Source organism: Pseudomonas sp. Soil_N_39 (genome assembly GCF_057655955.1).
The window spans coordinates 124,527-143,466 of the sequence record NZ_JBDGLI010000008.1 but is presented as its reverse complement, the minus strand read 5'-3'; the positions used below and the strand labels follow the sequence as shown (position 1 = coordinate 143,466).

16 protein-coding genes are annotated in these 18,940 nt (G+C 62.6%); 10 read left to right on the top strand and 6 right to left on the bottom strand.

The window, feature by feature from the left end; all coding sequences use genetic code 11:
• Positions 1 to 53: 53 nt before the first annotated feature.
• The 3 genes from AC3A5O_RS14050 to AC3A5O_RS14040 all read right to left on the bottom strand — a co-directional run bounded on the left by AC3A5O_RS14050 (position 54) and on the right by AC3A5O_RS14040 (position 4,296).
• Positions 54 to 1,238 carry a porin gene (locus tag AC3A5O_RS14050; protein WP_122566467.1) on the bottom strand — a complete coding sequence of 395 codons (1,185 nt, stop codon included), beginning with the start codon at positions 1,236 to 1,238 and terminating at the stop codon, positions 54 to 56.
• Positions 1,239 to 1,615: 377 nt separating this feature from the next.
• Positions 1,616 to 2,890 carry a glucarate dehydratase family protein gene (locus AC3A5O_RS14045; RefSeq protein WP_122566466.1) on the bottom strand — a complete coding sequence of 425 codons (1,275 nt, stop codon included), beginning with the start codon at positions 2,888 to 2,890 and terminating at the stop codon, positions 1,616 to 1,618.
• The gene (locus tag AC3A5O_RS14040; protein WP_122566465.1) at positions 2,887 to 4,296 is read right to left on the bottom strand and encodes an MFS transporter; all 1,410 of its coding nucleotides are present in this window, start codon (positions 4,294 to 4,296) and stop codon (positions 2,887 to 2,889) included. The genes AC3A5O_RS14045 and AC3A5O_RS14040 overlap by 4 nt, the downstream gene beginning before the upstream one ends.
• Positions 4,297 to 4,386: 90 nt before the next feature.
• Here AC3A5O_RS14040 and AC3A5O_RS14035 point away from each other — a divergent pair, with 90 nt between their 5' ends.
• Both AC3A5O_RS14035 and AC3A5O_RS14030 read left to right on the top strand, forming a co-directional pair.
• Positions 4,387 to 5,283, top strand: a complete 897-nt coding sequence (locus tag AC3A5O_RS14035) for a LysR family transcriptional regulator (protein WP_122566464.1) — start codon at positions 4,387 to 4,389, stop codon at positions 5,281 to 5,283.
• Positions 5,284 to 5,622: 339 nt separating this feature from the next.
• A complete protein-coding gene (locus AC3A5O_RS14030; RefSeq protein ID WP_305470788.1) occupies positions 5,623 to 6,057 on the top strand; it encodes a nuclear transport factor 2 family protein in 435 nt (144 codons plus the stop codon).
• Positions 6,058 to 6,213: 156 nt separating this feature from the next.
• Here the strand turns inward: AC3A5O_RS14030 and AC3A5O_RS14025 are convergent, their stop codons facing one another.
• Positions 6,214 to 7,137, bottom strand: a complete 924-nt coding sequence (locus AC3A5O_RS14025) for a LysR family transcriptional regulator (RefSeq protein WP_487753316.1) — start codon at positions 7,135 to 7,137, stop codon at positions 6,214 to 6,216.
• A gap of 128 nt (positions 7,138 to 7,265) precedes the next feature.
• Here AC3A5O_RS14025 and AC3A5O_RS14020 point away from each other — a divergent pair, with 128 nt between their 5' ends.
• Positions 7,266 to 7,472, top strand: a complete 207-nt coding sequence (locus AC3A5O_RS14020) for a tautomerase family protein (protein ID WP_003202537.1) — start codon at positions 7,266 to 7,268, stop codon at positions 7,470 to 7,472.
• A 570-nt stretch (positions 7,473 to 8,042) separates the two neighbouring features.
• Positions 8,043 to 8,777, top strand: a complete 735-nt coding sequence (locus tag AC3A5O_RS14015; protein WP_487753315.1) for an SDR family NAD(P)-dependent oxidoreductase — start codon at positions 8,043 to 8,045, stop codon at positions 8,775 to 8,777.
• 51 nt (positions 8,778 to 8,828) lie between these two features.
• Here AC3A5O_RS14015 and AC3A5O_RS14010 read toward each other — a convergent pair whose 3' ends face one another.
• A complete protein-coding gene (locus tag AC3A5O_RS14010) occupies positions 8,829 to 10,976 on the bottom strand; it encodes a TonB-dependent siderophore receptor (RefSeq protein ID WP_487753314.1) in 2,148 nt (715 codons plus the stop codon).
• A gap of 259 nt (positions 10,977 to 11,235) precedes the next feature.
• Positions 11,236 to 12,627 carry an aminotransferase-like domain-containing protein gene (locus tag AC3A5O_RS14005; protein ID WP_487753313.1) on the bottom strand — a complete coding sequence of 464 codons (1,392 nt, stop codon included), beginning with the start codon at positions 12,625 to 12,627 and terminating at the stop codon, positions 11,236 to 11,238.
• Between the two features lie 136 nt (positions 12,628 to 12,763).
• On the opposite strand from AC3A5O_RS14005, the gene AC3A5O_RS14000 reads away from it, so the two are divergent.
• The 6 genes from AC3A5O_RS14000 to AC3A5O_RS13975 all read left to right on the top strand — a co-directional run bounded on the left by AC3A5O_RS14000 (position 12,764) and on the right by AC3A5O_RS13975 (position 18,672).
• The gene (locus AC3A5O_RS14000; protein WP_487753312.1) at positions 12,764 to 13,930 is read left to right on the top strand and encodes an MFS transporter; all 1,167 of its coding nucleotides are present in this window, start codon (positions 12,764 to 12,766) and stop codon (positions 13,928 to 13,930) included.
• A 238-nt stretch (positions 13,931 to 14,168) separates the two neighbouring features.
• The gene (locus AC3A5O_RS13995) at positions 14,169 to 14,840 is read left to right on the top strand and encodes a GntR family transcriptional regulator (RefSeq protein WP_487753311.1); all 672 of its coding nucleotides are present in this window, start codon (positions 14,169 to 14,171) and stop codon (positions 14,838 to 14,840) included.
• A 112-nt stretch (positions 14,841 to 14,952) separates the two neighbouring features.
• Entirely contained in the window at positions 14,953 to 15,885 is a 933-nt protein-coding gene (locus AC3A5O_RS13990) for a 4-hydroxyproline epimerase (RefSeq protein ID WP_305470779.1), read from the top strand.
• Complete coding sequence (locus AC3A5O_RS13985) at positions 15,882 to 16,997, top strand: NAD(P)/FAD-dependent oxidoreductase (RefSeq protein WP_305492259.1); 1,116 nt, start codon at positions 15,882 to 15,884, stop codon at positions 16,995 to 16,997. The genes AC3A5O_RS13990 and AC3A5O_RS13985 overlap by 4 nt, the downstream gene beginning before the upstream one ends.
• Positions 16,998 to 17,182: 185 nt before the next feature.
• Positions 17,183 to 17,419, top strand: coding sequence for a 2Fe-2S iron-sulfur cluster-binding protein (locus AC3A5O_RS13980; RefSeq protein ID WP_122566454.1), 237 nt, complete (start codon positions 17,183 to 17,185; stop codon positions 17,417 to 17,419).
• The gene (locus AC3A5O_RS13975; RefSeq protein ID WP_487753310.1) at positions 17,416 to 18,672 is read left to right on the top strand and encodes an FAD-dependent oxidoreductase; all 1,257 of its coding nucleotides are present in this window, start codon (positions 17,416 to 17,418) and stop codon (positions 18,670 to 18,672) included. The genes AC3A5O_RS13980 and AC3A5O_RS13975 overlap by 4 nt, the downstream gene beginning before the upstream one ends.
• The last annotated feature ends 268 nt before the right edge of the window (positions 18,673 to 18,940 follow it).

Sequence of the window (18,940 nt, the reverse complement as noted above, 5' to 3'; positions counted from 1 at the left end):
CGCGGCGCGACTATCGCGGGCAAGCCTTGCTCCCACAGACAGCGTCGTCCCCTTTACCAGGTAAGCACCGCCCCCACCGCAAAGGTATCGGTGTCTTCATTCTGGGCACTGGTGTCGTGGCCGTTGATTTCGAACTGGTTGTACTCGGCCACGAGCTTGAGGTTGTCGTTGATGTCGTGGAACAGCGCGATGCCCCGGGTTTCGTAATCGGCACCACTGCCCACCACGCCGTTGCCGTCGTCATCGGTCTTGCCGTAGGACAGCGCCAGGCGGTTCTTGCCCAGTTTGTACGAGCCCTGCAACAGGTAGCCCTTGCTGTCGACATTGCGCAGGGTGGCTTCACCGGCGTTGTTGGTGAAGAACGGGTTGATACCCTTGGCCTGGAACCCGGAACCGGTGAGCGACAACCCACCCATCTTGGCCTGCACGCCATACCCCAGGCCCTTGGAAGTCACCGACTCAACGGTGGAGTCGGTGTTGTCCGAGGTCTGGTAGCTGCCGTTGAGCCAGCTGTAGATCTTCGCCCCGCCCAGGTCGAACTGGTAGGTGATCTCGCTCTCGGTGCGCGGGTTTTCCTGGTAGGCCTTGCCGGTGGCGCTGTTGTCGTTGGTGTCCACCGGGTCCATGATCCCCACCGCCACCCGCAGCCCGTCCATCACCGGCGTGCGGTAAGTGATCTGCGAGGTCGGGAACGGGTACGGATAACCGCTGCCAATGTTGCCGAACGAGACGCCACCGCCGTCCACCAGCCCCAGGGTGTCACTGACCTGGCCGTAACCGGCGAGCAGTTCGTCCAGCAGGATGTTGGAGCGGGCAAACAGGCCGAAGTCCTTGCCGACCAATACCTCGCCCCACTCCGGGTTGGCCACGGTGCCGTAGAACTGGCGCACGTCGATGGCGGTGTCGGTGCCGTTGGTTTCGCTGTCGTTGATGGTCACCCAGAACGAGGCCCGGGCGCCGAGCTTAAGGTCATCGACCTGCTTGCCCATGTTGAAACCCAGGTAGTTGGGCAAAAAGCCCATCTTGACCCGCGCCTGCCGACGGTCGTACTGCTCACCGGCGCGGTCCACGTCGCTGTTGACGTAAAAGGCGTTGATGTAGCCGTCGGTGGAAAAGGTGGTCTGGTCCTTGTCGTACAGCATGATTTCAGCGTTGGCCCAAGGCGTCAGACCCAGGCTGGAAAGACCGGCGATGACCGCAGGTAAAAAACGCAGGCAGGTATTTTTATTGTTGTGCATGGCGCGCTCCGCAACAGGGGACGGGATGTCGGAGGCGATTATCGAAAGGTGCCAGGGCGCGTCATACGCTGCCTTGGAGGCAATTGGCGGATGCTTTGGAAGCTCGGGCCCGGCGCGGCAGTTTGGACGTAAGACTGCGATGCAGGTGGGCGCGGCAGTTTGGGTGTAAGACGGCGAGGCTGGCGGGTGCGGTACTTTGGGTGTGGGCCGCAGGGGGGCCTAGGGATGTGGGAGGGATTTTTCTGTGAGAGCAAGACCTGTGGAGATACCTGTGGGAGCAAGGCTTGCCCGCGATAGCCGCGCCGCGGTCGAACAGCCGGACCGCGTTATCGTTCATCGCGGGCAAGCCTTGCTCCCACAGGCCCCTCTGCGGTGTATCAGAACCTCGGCTTGACGGTCTTCCAATCCGGCCGGTAGCGCTGCATCTGCCGCACATCGTCACGCTGGCGGATGCCGCAGCTGAGGAACTGATCATGCAGCTTACCCAGTTGATCCCGGTCCAATTCCAAGCCAAGGCCCGGCGCCCGGGTGATCTTCACGCAGCCATCGACAATCGGCAGCTTGCCGCCCTTGATCACTTCTTCATCCGGCTCCTGCCAGGGGTAATGGGTGTCGCAGGCGTAGTCCAGGTTCGGCACCGCGGCCGCCACGTGGGCCATGGCCATGAGGCTGATACCCAAGTGCGAGTTCGAATGCATCGACACGCCCAGGCCAAAGGTGTTGCACATTTTCGCCAGGACCTGGGTGTCCCGCAGGCCGCCCCAGTAATGGTGGTCGGCCAACACAATCTGCACGCTGTTCAGCGCCACGCTGCGGCGGAACTCATCAAAATCGGTGACCACCATATTGGTCGCCAGCGGCAGCCCCGTGCGCTTGTGCAGCTCGGCCATGCCTTCCAGCCCTGGCGTCGGATCTTCGTAATACTGCAGGTCATCCCCCAGCAGCTCGGCCATGCGAATCGAGGTTTCCAGGGACCAGTTGCCATTGGGGTCGATACGCAACGGGTAGCCAGGGAAGGCCTGTTTCAGCGCCTTGATGCAGGCGACTTCATGCTCCGGATCAAGGGCGCCGGCCTTGAGCTTGATGCTCTTGAAGCCATAGTCCTGGATCATCCGCCGGGCCTGGGCGACGATCTGCTGTTCGTTGAGCGCTTCGCCCCAACTGTCTGGCGGGTACGGCGAATCGATGTGCTCGGCGTACTTGAAAAACAAGTAGGCACTGAACGGGATCTCGTCGCGAATCGCGCCGCCCAGCAGGTCCACCAGCGGCACGTTCAGGTAATGGGCCTGCAAATCCAGGAAGGCCACTTCGAACGCCGAATAGGCATTGCTCACCGCTTTGCTCGCGTGGGACCCCGGCGCCAGTTCGGCACCGGCAACGCTGGCCGGTTTCTGCGCGGCGACGGTCGCCTGGACGATGGCCCGCAACTGATTAAGGTTGAACGGGTCCAGGCCGATCAACTGGCTCTGCAGTTGCTGCTGGATCGCCAGGGCCGGGGCATCGCCGTAGCTCTCCCCCAGACCGATGTAACCGTTGTCGCTCTCGATCTCGATAATCGAACGCAACGCGAACGGCTCATGGATGCCGCTGGCGTTGAGCAAGGGTGGATCGCGAAAAGCGATGGGAGTGACGGTGACGCGTTTGATCTTCATACAACGGCTCCCGATGGGCCAGGGTTCAAGGCTTGAGGTTTTTCCGGTTGACCGGCAACGGTTTCAGGTCGGCCGGACAGTGAGTTCGGCGTATCGCGGCCCGGCTTGGTGCGGGCAAAGAAAATCACCACGGCGGCAACCAGGGAGGTGATTGCCAGCCCATACAGCCCACCCTCGATGGACCCAGTGGTCTGTTCCAGAAAACCGAAGGCCGTGGGCGCCACGAAGCCGCCGAGGTTACCGATGGAATTGATCAGGGCGATCACCGCCGCCGCGATGCGCGCATCCAGGTAGCCTTGGGGAATCGGCCAGAACAGCGCCGAGGCCGCCTTGAAGCCGATGGCCGCGAAACAGATCGCCACGAAGGCAAAGATCGGCCCGCCGGTGGTGGACATGAACATGCCGAACGCAGCGATCACCAGCGTCACCGCGACCCAGGCCTGCTGAAATTTCCATTTGCCGGCCAGGGCGGCAAAACCGTACATCGCGATGATGGAAATGATCCACGGAATGGAATTGAGCAAACCGACCTGGAAGTCCCCCAGGTTGCCCATCTTCTTGATCATGCTCGGTAGCCAGAACGTGGCGCCGTAGATGGTCAGGGCGATGGAAAAGTAGATGAAACAGAACAGCGCGATCTGTCGGTCGGCCAGCAACTTGAACATCGACGGCTTGACCACTTGCGCCGCTTCTCGGGCCCGTTGCTCTTCGGCGATGGCGGCGATCAATACGGTTTTCTCTTCAGCCGTCAGCCATTTGGCCTGGCTCGGGTGCGATTGCAGCCAGAACCAGACAAACCCGCACAGCACGATGGAGGCGAAACCTTCGATCAGGAACATCCACTGCCAGCCATGCAAGCCCATCCCACTGATGTGCAGCAAGGCGCCGGACACCGGGCCGGAAATCACCGAGGCAATGGCCGACCCACTCAGGAAGATCGCCATCGCCTTGCCGCGCTCATTGGCAGGCAGCCATTGGGTGAAGTAGTAGATGATGCCGGGAAAGAATCCCGCCTCCGCCGCGCCGAGGATGAAGCGCAGCACATAAAAACTGGTCTCGCCGCGCACAAAGGCCATGGCCATGGCCGCCGCGCCCCAGGTGAACATGATGCGCGTCAGCCAGGCCCGCGCGCCGTAGCGTTGCAATAGCATGTTGGACGGGACTTCGAACAGCGCGTAGCCGATGAAGAACAGCCCGGCGCCGAGCCCGTAGGCCGCGGCGCCGATGCCCAGGTCGGTTTCCAGGTGACTGCGCACGAAGCCGATATTAACCCGGTCGATGTAGTTGACGATGAACATCACCACCACCAACGGCAGGACATGACGTTTGACCTTGGCCGCCGCGAGCGCCAGGGTGCTGTCATGGGTGGAGTCCGTTACGTTATTCAAGGGGGGCCTCCCGATCATTGTTTTTGTGAGGAACGGGAGGATGATGGACGTGGTGGATTGTTCCCGTCTAATCTAACTTGGCACTTGATTGATACTCGGATTGAATCAATGTTTGAACTGGCCCAGTTGCGCTGCTTCACCACCGTGGCGACCGAACTCAACTTCCGTCGTGCCGCCGAACGCCTGAATATGACCCAACCGCCGCTGAGCCGGCAGATCCAATTGCTGGAACATCACCTGGGCGTCGAGCTGTTCACCCGCAGCACCCGCAGCGTGGCGCTCACCGCCGCCGGCCGGGCGTTTTTCATCGAGGCACAGAACCTGTTGGAACAGGCGCAACAAGCCGCCGTGGCGGCCCGGCGTTTCGCCCAGGGCGACATCGGTTCGGTGACCATCAGCTTCGTCGGCAGCGCGGTGTACGAGTTCTTGCCCAAGGTGATTGCCGAGGCCCGGCTGAAACAACCCCAGGTCAAAATCGTCCTGGCGGAGATGAACACCTACCAACAGCACGAAGCCCTGCGCGCCCGGCGCATCGACCTGGGCATCGTCCGCTCACCGCTGCTGGAAACCGGCTACGCCACCGAATGCCTGGTGCGCGAGCCCTTCGTGCTGGCGGTGCCCGCCGGGCATCCGCTGGCCAGCGCCGAAACCGTCAGCGTCCAGGACCTGGATGGACAGCCGTTCCTGATGTACTCCCACGCCGCCTACCCACCCTTCAACGAACTGCTCACCGGCATGCTGCGCTCGGCCCAGGTCGCGCCGCAATTCGTGCAATGGCTGGGGTCGTCGCTGACGATCCTGGCGCTGGTCAACGCCGGCATGGGTCTGGCCCTGGTACCGCGTTGCGCCACCAGCGTGGTGTTCAAGCAGGTGGTGTTTCGCGAGATCGACCTGGGCGAAGGGGTGCAGAGCGAGTTGCACCTGGTGTGGCGCGAGGACAACGACAACCCAGCGTTCACCATGTTGCTGGAAGGGATTCGGGGGGCGGTGCGGGAAGGGTTGTGAATCGGATTCCGACCGCCAGCTGCACTTCCGTGGCGAGGGAGCTTGCTCCCGCTGGGCTCTGTAGGAGCTGGCGAAGCCTGCGATCTTTTGATCTTTTGATCTTTCGCTTGAGATTCAAGTGTTTGGGGAAAGATCGCAGCCTCGTTGCACTCGACAGCTCCTACACGGCTCCTACACGTCCAGCGGGAGCAAGCTCCCTCGCCACATGGCCAGCGCCCTTGAGCTCTGTGTCTGATGGGTTTGCCTGTGCCCTATTCCAGTCCTCCCTCACAAGTTGTACGATGACCGACGAGCACGCTTCGCTCGCGTTCCTGATACCTACAACAACAAGGAAATCCCATGAAAAAAGCGACATTGGTCATCAGCTTCTTGTGCCTGTTCAGCGGCTACGCAGCGGCAGCCGCGACATCGCCCGAGCAGGAAGTGGCCCAGGCGGTCGATCATTTGACCCAAGCCATGCTGCACAAAGACATCCCCCAACTCCAGGCACTGGCCGCCGAGAACCTGACCTACGGGCACTCCAGCGGCAACATCCAGGACAAGAAAGCCTTCATCGCCGACATTGAAACGGGCAAGAGTGCGTTCAAGACCCTGGAAATGAAGAACCAGAAAATCACCTTGTCGGGTGATGTGGCGCTGGTGCGCAATCATTTCTCGGCGCAGGCGCTCAAGGGCACAGAGGTGGTGCCGACGGAGATCGAGAACTTCCAGATCTGGCAGAAGCAGAAGGATGGCAAGTGGCTGCTGATCGGGCGTCAGGCGTTTCGGTTCTGACCTGAAAATCTATGTGGCGAGGGGATTTATCCCCGCTGGGCTGCGAAGCAGCCCTAGACCTTATGCTTCGATGTACCAGATTGATTGCATCGCTGCTGTTGGGACTGCTTCGCAGTCCAGCGGGGATAAATCCCCTCGCCACAGGTCACCGTTACTTCAATCCGTCGCCCATTGCTCCCGGTACTGCAGCAGAAAATCCACAAAAGCTCGCACCCGCTGCGGCACGTACCGGCCGTGGGGATACAGCAAGGTGAACGGACGTGAGCGCCCCGCGAAAGGCGCAAGCACCTCCACCAATTGCCCGTTGGCCAGCTCCTGCTCCACGATGAACTTGTAGGTCTGGAACAAACCGGCGCCATGTTTGGCCAGCGTCACGCCACCAAGCACATCGTCCGAACAACAGTACCCCCCTTCGCCGAATACCTCCTTTTCCTTGCCTTCGACATTGAACAACCAGGAAATCCGTCGTCCGCTACTGGGCAATTCGAACTGGATGCACTCGTGGTCGTCCAGGTCTTCAAGAGCCTGGGGCGTGCCGGCCCTACGCAGATATTCCGGGGAGGCGACCACCACCAGTTTCGCGTCTTCCAGCAGCCGGGCGATCATCGACGAGTCGGGTTGGGCCCGCACCCGGATGGCGAGGTCATAACCTTCGGCAACAAAATCGATGTTTCGATTGCTCAGGTGCAGGTCCACGCTGACTTGCGGGTACAGCGCCCGAAAGGCCGGCAGCAAGGGCAGGATGCGGTGATGGCCGTAAGTGGTGGGCAGGCTGATGCGCAGTTGCCCGGACGGCACCGATTGCGCGCCCATCATTTCCTGTTGCGCCTCGACCAGTTGCGTCAGCGCTTGCCGGCATTGCTCGAAATAGGTCCTGCCGGCTTCGGTCAGGCGGATGCTGCGGGTGGTGCGCACGAAAAGCCGTGAGCCCAGGCGTTCTTCCAGGCGAAAGATCGAGCGGCTCACCGCCGCCGGGGTCACCCCCGCCAGCTGCGCCGCGGCCGTGAAACTGCCCGCCTCCGCCGCCAGGCAGAACAGTTCTATGCTGCCTAGCTGCAGGTCTTCGAAATGACGCTTCATGATTCATTACACCGCGTATCAACTGAAGTTTCGAAAAGCCTGTTTATCAGTCTGCGGCATATAAATACAGTGGCCTTCCAACACGCGGGCATTGTCCTGCGTCCATTTCCCACCAGCTGGAGTGCAACATGCCTTTCGTCAATGTGCGAATTACCCGAGACGGCGTCACCCGTGAACAGAAAGCCCAGGTGATTTCCGAAATCACCGAAACCCTCCAGCGCGTGCTGGGCAAGGATCCGCATTTGACCCATATCGTGATCGAGGAAGTCGACACCGATAACTGGGGATACGCGGGGATGACGACGACGCAGTATCGAAGTCTTCCCAAGGAATAACGCTCCACTCTTGCGAGCCCGGTCCGATTGACCGGGCTTTTTTCTGCCTGCCAACCCGGGAACATTGTGGGAGCGAGCTTGCTCGCGATTGCGGTGAGTCGGTCACATCAATGCCGACTGATCTGGCGCAATCGCGAGCAAGCTCGCTCCCACAGGGGATTGCTGGCGAACGCGGGTTTGCGATCAGCCGGGAACATTATGGGAGCGAGCTTGCTCGCGATTGCGGTGAGTCAGTCACATCAATGCCGACTGACCTGGCGCTATCGCGAGCAAGCTCGCTCCCACAGGGGATTGCTGGCGAACGCGGGTTTGCGATCAGCCGGGAACATTGTGGGAGCGAGCTTGCTCGCGATTGCGGTGAGCCAGTCACATCAATGCCGACTGACCTGGCGCTACCGCGAGCAAGCTCGCTCCCACAGGGGTTATGTGTTGCCCTTGCCATTAATTACATGGCGTATCAACTCAAGTACCAGAAGCCTTATTTATCAAACCCTGAGGCATCAATACCCTGAACTCAACCACCGCCAACACAGGCGCACCGGTTCAACTCAATGTGATCAGGAGTCAATCATGAGCCTCAACAAAACCGTCATCATCACCGGCGCTTCCAGCGGTATCGGCCTGGGTCTGGTCAAGGCGTTCCTGGGTCGGGGGTATAACGTGGTGGGCAATGCCCGCTCCCCGTCCGGCCTGGAGGCTGCCGCCGCCCAGCTCGGCCACCCGGCCGGTTTCATTGGCGTGGCCGGCGACATTGCTGACCCGGCCACTTCAACCGCCCTCATCGCCCAAGCCGTCGAGGCGTTTGGCGCCGTTGACGGGCTGGTGAACAATGCCGGTTTCTTCCTGCCAAAACCCTTCGTCGAATACAGCCCCCAGGATCTGGACGCGCTGCTGGACACCAACCTCAAGGGTCTGGTCTACGCCAGCCAGGCCGCTGCCGCGCACATGATCGGGCGCCAGCAAGGCTTCATCATCAACATTTCAGCCGCTGTGGCCCTGCAGCCGAACATCCAGGTGCCGGCGGCGCTGCCAGTGTTGATCAAGGGCGGCGTCAACCAGATGACCCGCGCCCTGGCCCTGGAACTGTCGCCCCACAACATCAAGGTCAACGCGGTCGCCCCCGGCATCATCGACACGCCGATGCATGACCCGGCGCACCGCGACTTCCTCGACAACCTGGCCCCGGCCGGACGCGTGGGCACTGTCGAGGAAATTGCCGAGGCCGTGTTGTACCTGGCGAGCGCTGACTTCACGACCGGCGCGGTACTGCCGGTGGACGGCGGGATGAGCACAGGCAAGTGGTAAAAAGAAAAACCCCGGAGGCAGGACCTCCGGGGTTTTCATGACGCACGGGATTCAGAGCATGTAGGAGATGCCGGCCTGCACGGTTCGTGGTGCGCCTGGGTAGGCGTAGACGCCACCAAATGCGCCTTCCTCATAATCGGCGTCGAACAGATTCTTCAGGTCCAGGTTGAGGCGGATCCGCTCGTTGACCTTGTAGTAGCCGAGCAGGTCCACAACGGTGTAGCTGTCCATGGTAAAGGTGCTGGCCGCCGTATTGCCGGCCCGCTCATCGACATACTTGGCGCCCAGGCCCAGGCCGAGACCCTTGAGGCCACCGTCCTGGAACTCGTAGACGTTCAACAGGCTGAAGGAGTTCTTGGGCACGTTAAGCAAGCGGGTGCCGGACGGGATATTGATGTCCTTGGTCACTTCGGCATCTACATACGCGTAGCCACCGATCACACGCCATTCTGGCGTTAAATTGCCCGCCACATTCAAGTCGAAACCACGGCTGCGCACTTCCCCGGCAGCCACGTTGAAGGTGGAATCCAGCGGATCGGGCGTGAGTACGTTGCGCTTTTCAATCTGGTAGATCGCCGCGTCGACGCTCAACTGCCGATCCAGCGCTTCCCACTTGACGCCCATTTCGTAGGACTTGCCCTCTTCCGGCTTAAACCCCTCACCCTGCCCCTGGCGACTGGCTCCGGTGTTGGGTTTGAACGAGCGCGCGGTGTTGGCGTAGAGCGCAACGGTATCGGTCAGATCGTAGATCACCCCCAGGCGTGGGGTGACGGCATTTTCAGTCTTGTCCCAGTTACGGCTACCGGGCCGAGCCTGAGGGACGAAGGATTCGTACTCATGCTCGAAATGCTCGAAACGCGCCCCTGCCAACACCTTCAGGCGCTCAGTCAGCGCCACCTGATCCTGAACAAACACGCCAAACGTCTTGAGATTTTCCTGGTCATTTGTGGGTGTGCGCGTCAACGCCGGGCGTGGCTGGCCATGCACCGGATCGAAAATATCGATCGGGTAGGCACCGCCGGCGCCAGAGGATCGCTGGATGATGGACTGGTAGTCGTAGTCTTCATACTCGATACCCGTCAACAACGTGTGCTCGAAGCCGCCGGTGGAAAAATGCCCGGTGAGGTTGAGCTGGGTGTCCCGATCGGTCCATTCCAGCTTGCGGTAATTGAAGTTACGACTCAGCGTGCGCCCATCGGCTCCGATGCTGTTGCCTTCCACCGCGTTGCCCTGCAAGGTGCCGTCGAGCCACTGGGTTCCGCCGGCCAAGGTCCAGTCGTCATTGAGCATGTGCTCGAAACGCACCTGCAGCATGTTGTTGTCGTTGTGCAGTTTGCCCGCATCTTTTTCGCCGAAGAATGTATCGCGCGAGGCGCTGCCGCGCTGGCCGGCGTAGTGGGTCAAACCACGGTCCAGGGGCGCGTTGTTGCGCATGAAATCGCCTTCAAAGGTCAGGCGCGTGGTGTCGTTGACCTGCCAGCTCACCACCGGCGCGATGCCGTAACGCTCGGTCTCGACGTGGTCGCGGAATGTGTCACCGCCCTCACCGATCACGTTCAAGCGATAGGCCAGGCGCCCTTCTTCGTCCAGCGGACCAGACGCGTCCAGCGTGCCGCGACGCATCCCTTGGTCGCTGACCTGGCTGCCCAGGGTCACCGTGCGCTCGGCCAACGGCTGCTTGGACACCACATTGAAGGTGCCGCCCGGATCGCCACGGCCATAGAGCATGGTGGCTGGGCCGCGCAGGACTTCCAGCCGCTCGATGGTGTTGGCGTCCGGCATGTTCGGGTAGCCACGATTGATCGGGAAGCCGTTACGGTAGAACTCCCCGGTGGTGAAACCGCGCACGGTGAAAGTGGTCAGTCCCTGGCCGCCGAAGTTATTGCCCCGGCCTACGCCGCCGGCGTAATCGAGGGCGTCTTGCAGGCGCGTGGCGCTGAGGTCTTCGACCACGTCGCGGGACACCACGGAAATCGATTGCGGGGTTTCATGGATCGCGGTGTCGGTACGGGTGGCACTGGCCGAACGGGTGGCGTGATAGCCCTTCACCGGGCCTTGTGCTGATTCATAGTCGGAATTACCGACGATATCCGTGGCTTGCAACTCAAGGGAGGCTGGTTTGGCAGGGATTGGTTCTTCGGCCCAGGTAGGAACGGAATAAGCCTGGAGCACACACAGTGAAACGAGAATCCGACGCATCGATGCACAATCCTAATGGAAACAAGCCACCCACATCGGGAGGCTGACAAAAATGTGTCGCGAAAGATACAGCAACTCATTGTCGTTTGATATCTATTCCCATTAACACTGATGTTTTTTGTGACCGGTCAGTCCGCCATCGCGAGCAAGCTTTGCTCCCACAGGGATCTTCAGCGGGTACAAGTCTTGTGATTGGCCCCTGCTCTCCCTGTGGGAGCAAAGCTTGCTCGCGATGGCGCCAGAACAATCCCCCCATACCCTATAGGCCCACCGCAATCGACTCCTGCTCCACCCGCTGGAAGAACACCTGCGCACGATGATCCTGGGTATAAGCCACGTTCAACCGCAACCAATCGCACGCCTCGCCCTGGGGCAGGAACATCGAGCCCTGAGACAGTTGGACCTGCAACTCCCGGGCGATCTGCTGCACCCGCTGTGCCGCCAGGCACCGCGGCCTGGCCCAGACGAACAAGCCTCCCATCGGCTCGGCAAACACCTCCCAGTGAGTCGGGTCCAGTTGGCGCAGCGTACTTGCCATCTGCTTGTTCAGGCGCTGGCGCAAGCGCTGGATCAGCTTGCGATAAGCACCGTTGGCCAGCAATGTCGCCACCACGTTTTCCGCCAGCAGCGAACAACCGATGCCGGTAATCATCTTGACTTCGGCCAGGCGCTGGATGATGTCGGGCTGGGCGACCACGTAACCGATGCGCAGCGAACTGGACAGCGTCTTGGAAAAACTCGCCAAGTAGATCACCCGGTCCAGGGCATCCAGGGAGGCCAGGCGGGACGTCGGGCCATTCTGGAAATCGGCGTAGATGTCGTCCTCTATGAGGCGAAAGTCGTGGGCCGTTGCCAGTTGCAGCAGACGATAGGCCACGCTCGGCGCCAGGCTGGTGCCGGTGGGGTTCTGGTACATGCTGTTGATGAAGAAATACGAGGGCCTGTGCTCGCCGAGGAGCTGTTCCAGGCGGGCAATGTCCGGGCCTTGCGCGGTTCTGGGCACCGCCACGGTCTTGACCCCGTGCAGCTTCAGCAGATTGAACAGGTTGTAATAGCCGGGGCTTTCCACCAGCACCAGGTCACCGGGCTTGAGCAGGGTTCGCACCAGTAGGTCGAGGCCCTGGCTGGCGCCTTGGGTGGTGATGATCTGTGCCGGGTCGACGTGAATGTCGATCAGGCCCAGGCGTTTTTGCAGGTGCAGGCGCAACTGAGGCGAGCCCAGCGGGGTGCTGTAGTTGAACAACGCGTGGTTGTCGCTGCGCACCACCTGGCGGATCGCCTGGCCCAGGTCGGTGTCGTCACGCCAGGCGTCGGGCAGCCAGCCGCAACCGAGCTTGAGCTGCGTCGCTTCATTGTCGAACAACCGCCACGGCGCGTTATCCGTTTCAGGTACCGGTTCCACCGGCCGGGCCAACTGCTGCGCGACAAAAAAGCCCGCGCCATGCCGAGATTCCAGCACCCCGCTGGCAACCAGTTGGTCATAGGCCTTGATCACGCTCGACAGGCTCAGGCCATTTTCCCGGGCCAACTGGCGAATGGACGGCATCCGCGCGCCGGGGCGTATGCCATGGGCGTTGATCCAACCCGTAAGGTGCGTCACGAGCTGCCGGATCAAGGGCTCGGAAACACTGCGATCAATCTTCAGGTCCACGGCGGGCACTCTTGGCTAAGTGTTCTCTATTTTTTAGCAAACAGTTAAACACAAATGGCCTGGGTCTGTTTCTTGTTTGCGTTGTGCCTGGCGGTGATAGTCCTCGGGACTTCATGCACACCTTTAAGGAACACCCTTGAACCCACAGCATCGACATTCCTGGGGACTGGCTTTCGGCCTCTGCCTGATCACCCTCGCGGTCAACCTGCAGGCGCCGCTGTACACCACCTACGCGCAGTTATCCGGCTACGGGGCCGGCGCCACGGCGGTGGCGTTTTCCGGTTATGTGCTGGGGGTGCTGCCGGTCCTGCTGGCGTTCGGTGGGTTGGCCGACCGGGTGGGCCGCAAGCCGTTGATCCTGGTCGCGCTCGGGCTGTCGATGCTGGCGACGCTGGTGACCTTGCTCTGGCCGAACCTGGTGGCGCTGGGCGTGGCACGCCTGATGATGGGGGTCGGCACGGGGTTGGCCTCGGCCACGTCGACCGCCTATATGACCGAGCTCATGGCAACCGGCGATGCCCGCTCGCCGGCCAACCGGGTCACCGCCAGCACCTCCCTGGGTTTTGGCCTGGGCGCGGCGTTGACCAGTCTGTTCCTGTTCGTCCATCACAGCGCCACGCCCGGCAGCTTCTGGTTGCAACTGATGTTGGCCGCCATCGCGATTGTCGTGGTCTGGCGGCTCCCGGACCCAGCGCTGAAAATCAAAGACGCGCCGCTGCTGCGCCTGCCATTGTTTCCCGCCGGCAGCCTGCCCTACAGTTTTTCCATGCTGTTGGCCTGGGCGACTTCGGGCCTGGTTATCGCCCTATTGCCGTCTGTACTGGCGACCCACGATTTGCAGCGTTGGTCGGGTCTATCGACCTTCACGGTCATCAGTTGCGGCTTGCTCTTCCAGCCTTGGGTGCGGCGCATGCCGCCGGCCAGGGCCACGGGTCTGGGCCTGTTGATCCTGCCGGCGAGCTACGCGCTGCTGGCTTGGGGCGCAAGCGCCGGCTCCCTGCTCGCCGTGCTGCTGGGGGCATTGGGGGCCAGCAGCGCCTGCTACGGTTTCCTGTACCTCGGTGGTTTGTCAGCTATCACGGCCATGGCCGGGGCGGAGAAAGCCCGGGTCAGCGCCGGGTTCTTCCTGTTCGCCTATGTCGGGTTCAGCATCCCGGTGGTGGTGACCGGGCTGCTGGCTGACGCTTTTGGCGCTGACGTGGCGTTGATCGTGTTCGGCCTGGCGCTGCTGGCGGGGGCGTCGGTCACTGGGTGGCGCATCGTCCGGACAGAGGCTTATGGGACTCGCCTGTCCCACTGCTGAGCACAAAACCTTGTGGCGAGGGGATTTATCCCCGTTGGGCTGCGCAGCAGCCCTAAAGCCTGACATTGCTGTGTGTCAGGCAGATAGGAGCTGCTCATTTTGGGGCTGCTACGCAGCCCAACGGGGATAAATCCCCTCGCCACAGTTCCGTACCCTTGGCGGCTTCATCGCCTGCTTCAAGGACCACCCCGGCAAAGTCGTATACCATATCCCCACCTAAGCCGAATGACCCGCCGCCGTGACTTTATCCAAATTCAACCTGCCCGACCTGGGCAACACCCCTTCCACCTCGGAAATCATCACCCGCCACCTGCGCGATGCCATCGTGGCCGGACACTTTGCCGAGGACGAGCCGATTCGCCAGGATGACATCGCCCGCCAGTTCAACGTCAGCAAGATCCCCGTGCGCGAAGCCCTCAAGCGTCTGGAGGCCGAGGGCCTGGTGATGTTCCAGCGCAATCGCGGGGCGATGGTGACGCGCATTTCCGAGGCGGAGCTGGCGCAGATGTTCGAGGTGCGCATGCTCCTGGAAGACAAAGTGCTGCGCCTGGCGATCCCCAACATGACCGAAGACACCTTCGCCCGCGCCGAAGGCATCTGCCAGGAGTTCGTCGGTGAAGACGACGTGGGCCGTTGGGCCGAATTGAACTGGCAACTGCATGCGTGCCTCTACGAGCCGGCGCAACGGCCGTTCATGGTGAGTCTGATTCGCTCGGTCCACGACAAGCTGGAGCGGTACTTGCGCATGCAGATGAGCCTGTCAGCCGGTAAGGACCGTGCCGATCATGAGCACCGGGAAATCATCAAGGCCTGCCGCGCCGGTGATGTCGAACGGGCCGTGGCGCTGCTGGACGAACACATCGCAGGAGTCTGCGAGACCTTGTTCAAGTTCCTGCCTTCCAGCCATTGATGGGCTGGCACTGTGCCGATTTCGTCATCGGCGACAGATAAAACCATCAAGCCGTCCCCCCTGGACGCGGGCCACGCTTGCCGTTACTCATCTGAACGGACGTGGCCCTCCCATGAAACGTATCACTGTGATCGATTCCCACACCGGCGGCGAGCCGACCCGACTGGTCACCGACGGCTTTCCTGACCTGGGCCTGGGCAGCATGGCCGAGCGCAAGCAACGCCTGGCCACGGAGCATGACGCGTGGCGCACCGCCTGCGTGCTGGAACCCCGGGGCAGCGATGTGCTGGTGGGGGCGCTGCTCTGTGAGCCGGTGGACCCAAGCGCCTGTGCCGGCGTGATCTTTTTCAATAACAGTGGCTACCTGGGCATGTGCGGCCACGGCACCATCGGGCTGGTGGCGTCACTGGCCCACCTGGGCAGGATCGGCCCCGGCGTGCACAGTATCGAAACCCCGGTGGGCACGGTACAGGCCACCTTGCACGAAGACCGCTCGGTCAGCGTGCGCAACGTACCGGCCTACCGTTACCGCCAGGCGCTGGCCCTGGAGGTGCCGGGCATCGGCCAGGTAGTCGGCGATGTGGCCTGGGGCGGCAACTGGTTTTTCCTGATCGCCGAACATGGCCAGCGGGTGGCCGGCGATAACCTCGACGCGTTGACCGCCTACACCTACGCCGTGCAGCAAGCCTTGGAGCAGCAGGGTTTTCGCGGTGAGGACGGCGGCCTGATCGACCACATCGAACTGTTTGCCGATGACCCGCACGCCGACAGCCGCAACTTCGTGCTCTGCCCGGGCAAGGCCTATGACCGCTCCCCTTGCGGCACCGGCACCAGCGCCAAACTGGCGTGCCTGGCGGCCGATGGAAAACTGCAACCCGGGCAGATCTGGCACCAGGCCAGTGTGATTGGCAGCGAGTTCGAGGGCTCCTACGAACGCTTGGGCGAGCGCATCGTGCCGACCATTCGCGGCCGTGCCTACATCAGTGCCGAAACCACCCTGATCATCGAAGCGGATGACCCGTTCGCCTGGGGCATACGTCCGTGAGCGAGGGCCATGTCGCCGACGTGATCATCATCGGCGCGGGCATCATTGGCGCGGCCTGTGCCCAGGCATTGGCCCAGCGCAATCTGAATGTGTTGGTGCTGGACGCCGGTTGGCACGGGGCCACGGCGGCCGGCATGGGACATCTGCTGGTGCTGGATGACAACCCGGCGGAATTGGCACTCAGTCAATACTCCCTGCAACGCTGGCGCGAACTGGCCCCGGCACTGCCCGAGGCCTGCGCCTGGCGCAACAACGGCACCTTGTGGCTGGCGGCCAATGCCGAGGAAATGGCCGTGGCCCACACTAAGTACCTGAACCTGGTGGCCCATGGCGAAGCCTGTGAATTGATCGGCCAAGCCACCCTGCACCAGCGTGAACCCGAACTGCGCCCAGGGCTGGAAGGCGGATTGCTGATCAGGGGCGACGGCATCCTCTACGCCCCGGCAGCCGCCCGCTGGATGCTGGACGCGCCTAACATCCGCCAGCAACGGGCACAGGTCAGCGAAATCGACGGCGCTCGCGTACGCCTCGATGATGGGCGCTGGTTGAGCGCCGAGGCGGTGGTCCTCGCCAATGGCATCCAGGCCACCGAGTTATGCCCGGAACTGCCGATCGAGCCGAAGAAAGGCCACCTGCTGATCACCGACCGCTACCCCGCCACCGTCACCCACACCTTGGTGGAGCTGGGCTACGTCACCAGTGCCCATAACGCCAGCGGACCGTCGGTGGCGTGCAATATCCAGCCACGCCCGACCGGGCAATTGTTCATCGGTGCCTCGCGGCAGTTCGGCACCGTCGACCCGCAGGTGGAAGGCTGGATGCTGGCGAAGATGCTCAAGCGTGCCGTCGACTACATGCCTGGGCTGGCGCATCTGAACGGCATCAGGGCCTGGACCGGTTTCCGCGCAGCAAGCCCCGACGGCTTGCCCCTGGTGGGCCGACATCCGCAGCGCACGGGACTGTGGCTGGCGGTCGGTCACGAAGGCCTGGGCGTCACCACCGCGCCCGCGACGGCCGACCTGCTGGTGACGCAGTTGTTCGACGAGACCTCGCCATTGCCCGCGCAGCCTTACCTGCCGCAGCGTTTCCTCGGAGAACCCGCCCATGCCTGAAGCCCGACACAATTCCCCTGTTTGCTCCGGGGATAGGGTTAACCCCGTGGCGAGGGAGCTTGCTCCCGCTGGGGCGCGAAGCGGCCCTGTTTTGGGTCTGCTGCGCAGCCCAGCGGGAGCAAGCTCCCTCGCCACAGGTTCTGGGGGCGCTCAAGACATCCGCTTCACCAAGGAGGATTGGCCCCATGCCTGACCTATTTCTGGACGGCCGCCCGCTGTCAGTCGCCCATGGCACCAGCGTCGCGGCGGCATTGGCGTTGGGCGCGGACGGTTGCAGTCGTACCTCGGTCAGCGGCCAGCGCCGTGCTCCGTTGTGCGGCATGGGCGTCTGCCAGGAATGCCGGGTGTTGATCGACGGTCGTCGCCGCCTGGCTTGCCAGACCTTGTGCCTCGATGGCATGCACGTGCAGACCCGACCATGAACGAAACCACCGACCTGCTGATCATCGGCGCCGGCCCCGCCGGCATGGCCGCCGCCCTCGCGGCGGCAAGCAGCGGTGCGCGCATCGTGCTGCTGGACGACAACCCGCTGCCCGGCGGGCAGATCTGGCGCGACGGCCCCCAGGCCAATCTGCCCAGCGCCGCCCGACGCCTGCGCGATCAACTGCACACCTGCGCCAACGTACGCTGCCATGCCGGCACCCGCGTGATCGCCTGCGCCGGGGATAAAACCTTGCTGGTGGAAGATGCCGAGCGCGGTTGGCAGATCCGCTACGAGCGCTTGATTCTCTGTACCGGTGCCCGTGAGCTGCTGTTGCCGTTTCCCGGCTGGACACTGCCCGGCGTGACCGGCGCCGGCGGGTTGCAGGCGCTGATCAAGGGCGGCTTGCCGGTGCGCGGCGAACGGTTGGTCATCGCCGGCAGCGGCCCCTTGCTGCTGGCCAGTGCCGCCACGGCAACACATCAGGGCGCACAGGTGCTGCGCATCGCCGAGCAGGCCCGTCGCGGCGCCGTGGCTGGTTTCGCCGCGCAATTGCCACGCTGGCCGGGGAAGTTTTTCCAAGCGTTCAGTCTGTTCGACCGGCATTACCGCACCGACACCCATCTGGTAGAGGCGCTCGGACGGGAGCGGCTGGAGGGCGTGCGCCTGCAACAGCAAGGCAAGATGATTGAACTGGCCTGCGACCGACTCGCCTGCGGTTTCGGGCTCGTTCCCAATACCCAGTTGGGCCAGGCCCTGGGCTGCGCGGTGGAGGACCAGGCGCTGGCGGTTGACGCCTGGCAAGCGACCTCGCGCCGTGAACATTACGCCGCCGGTGAGTGCACCGGTTTCGGCGGCAGCGAACTGGCGCTGGTGGAAGGCGCCATCGCCGGGCATGCTGCAGTTGGTAATAGCGCCGCCGCCCAACTGCTGTGGCCGCGTCGTGCACGTTGGCAGGGTTTCGCCCGGGCCTTGAACACGGCCTTCGCCCTCGATCCACGGCTCAAGAACCTGGCCACGGCGGACACCCTGGTCTGCCGCTGCGAGGACGTGCCCTATGGCGAACTGGCTGGCCATGACAACTGGCGCGAAGCAAAACTGGCAAGCCGTTGCGGCATGGGCGCCTGCCAGGGCCGAGTCTGCGGCGCCGCCCTGGAACACCTGTTCGGCTGGACACCGCCCACCCCTCGCCCACCCTTCAGCCCGGCGCGGATCGAAACCCTGCTGAACCTGGAAGAAACCCCACCCTCCTGACCTCAACACACATCCCACTCTGACCTGCCTAGTCATACAACCTGCACTCACCGCAATTCCCTGTGGGAGCTGAGCTTGCTCGCGATAGCGGTGGGCCAGTTGATAGAGATGCTGCCTGTGCCGCCGTCATCGCGAGCAAGCTCGGCTCCCACAGGGGATTGTCATACCCCCCAGATCTGTGAACACACCGGAACCCTGTGGGAGCGAGCTTGCTCGCGATAGCGGCGTGACACGCACCACATTTTCGACTGACACTCCGCCATCGCAC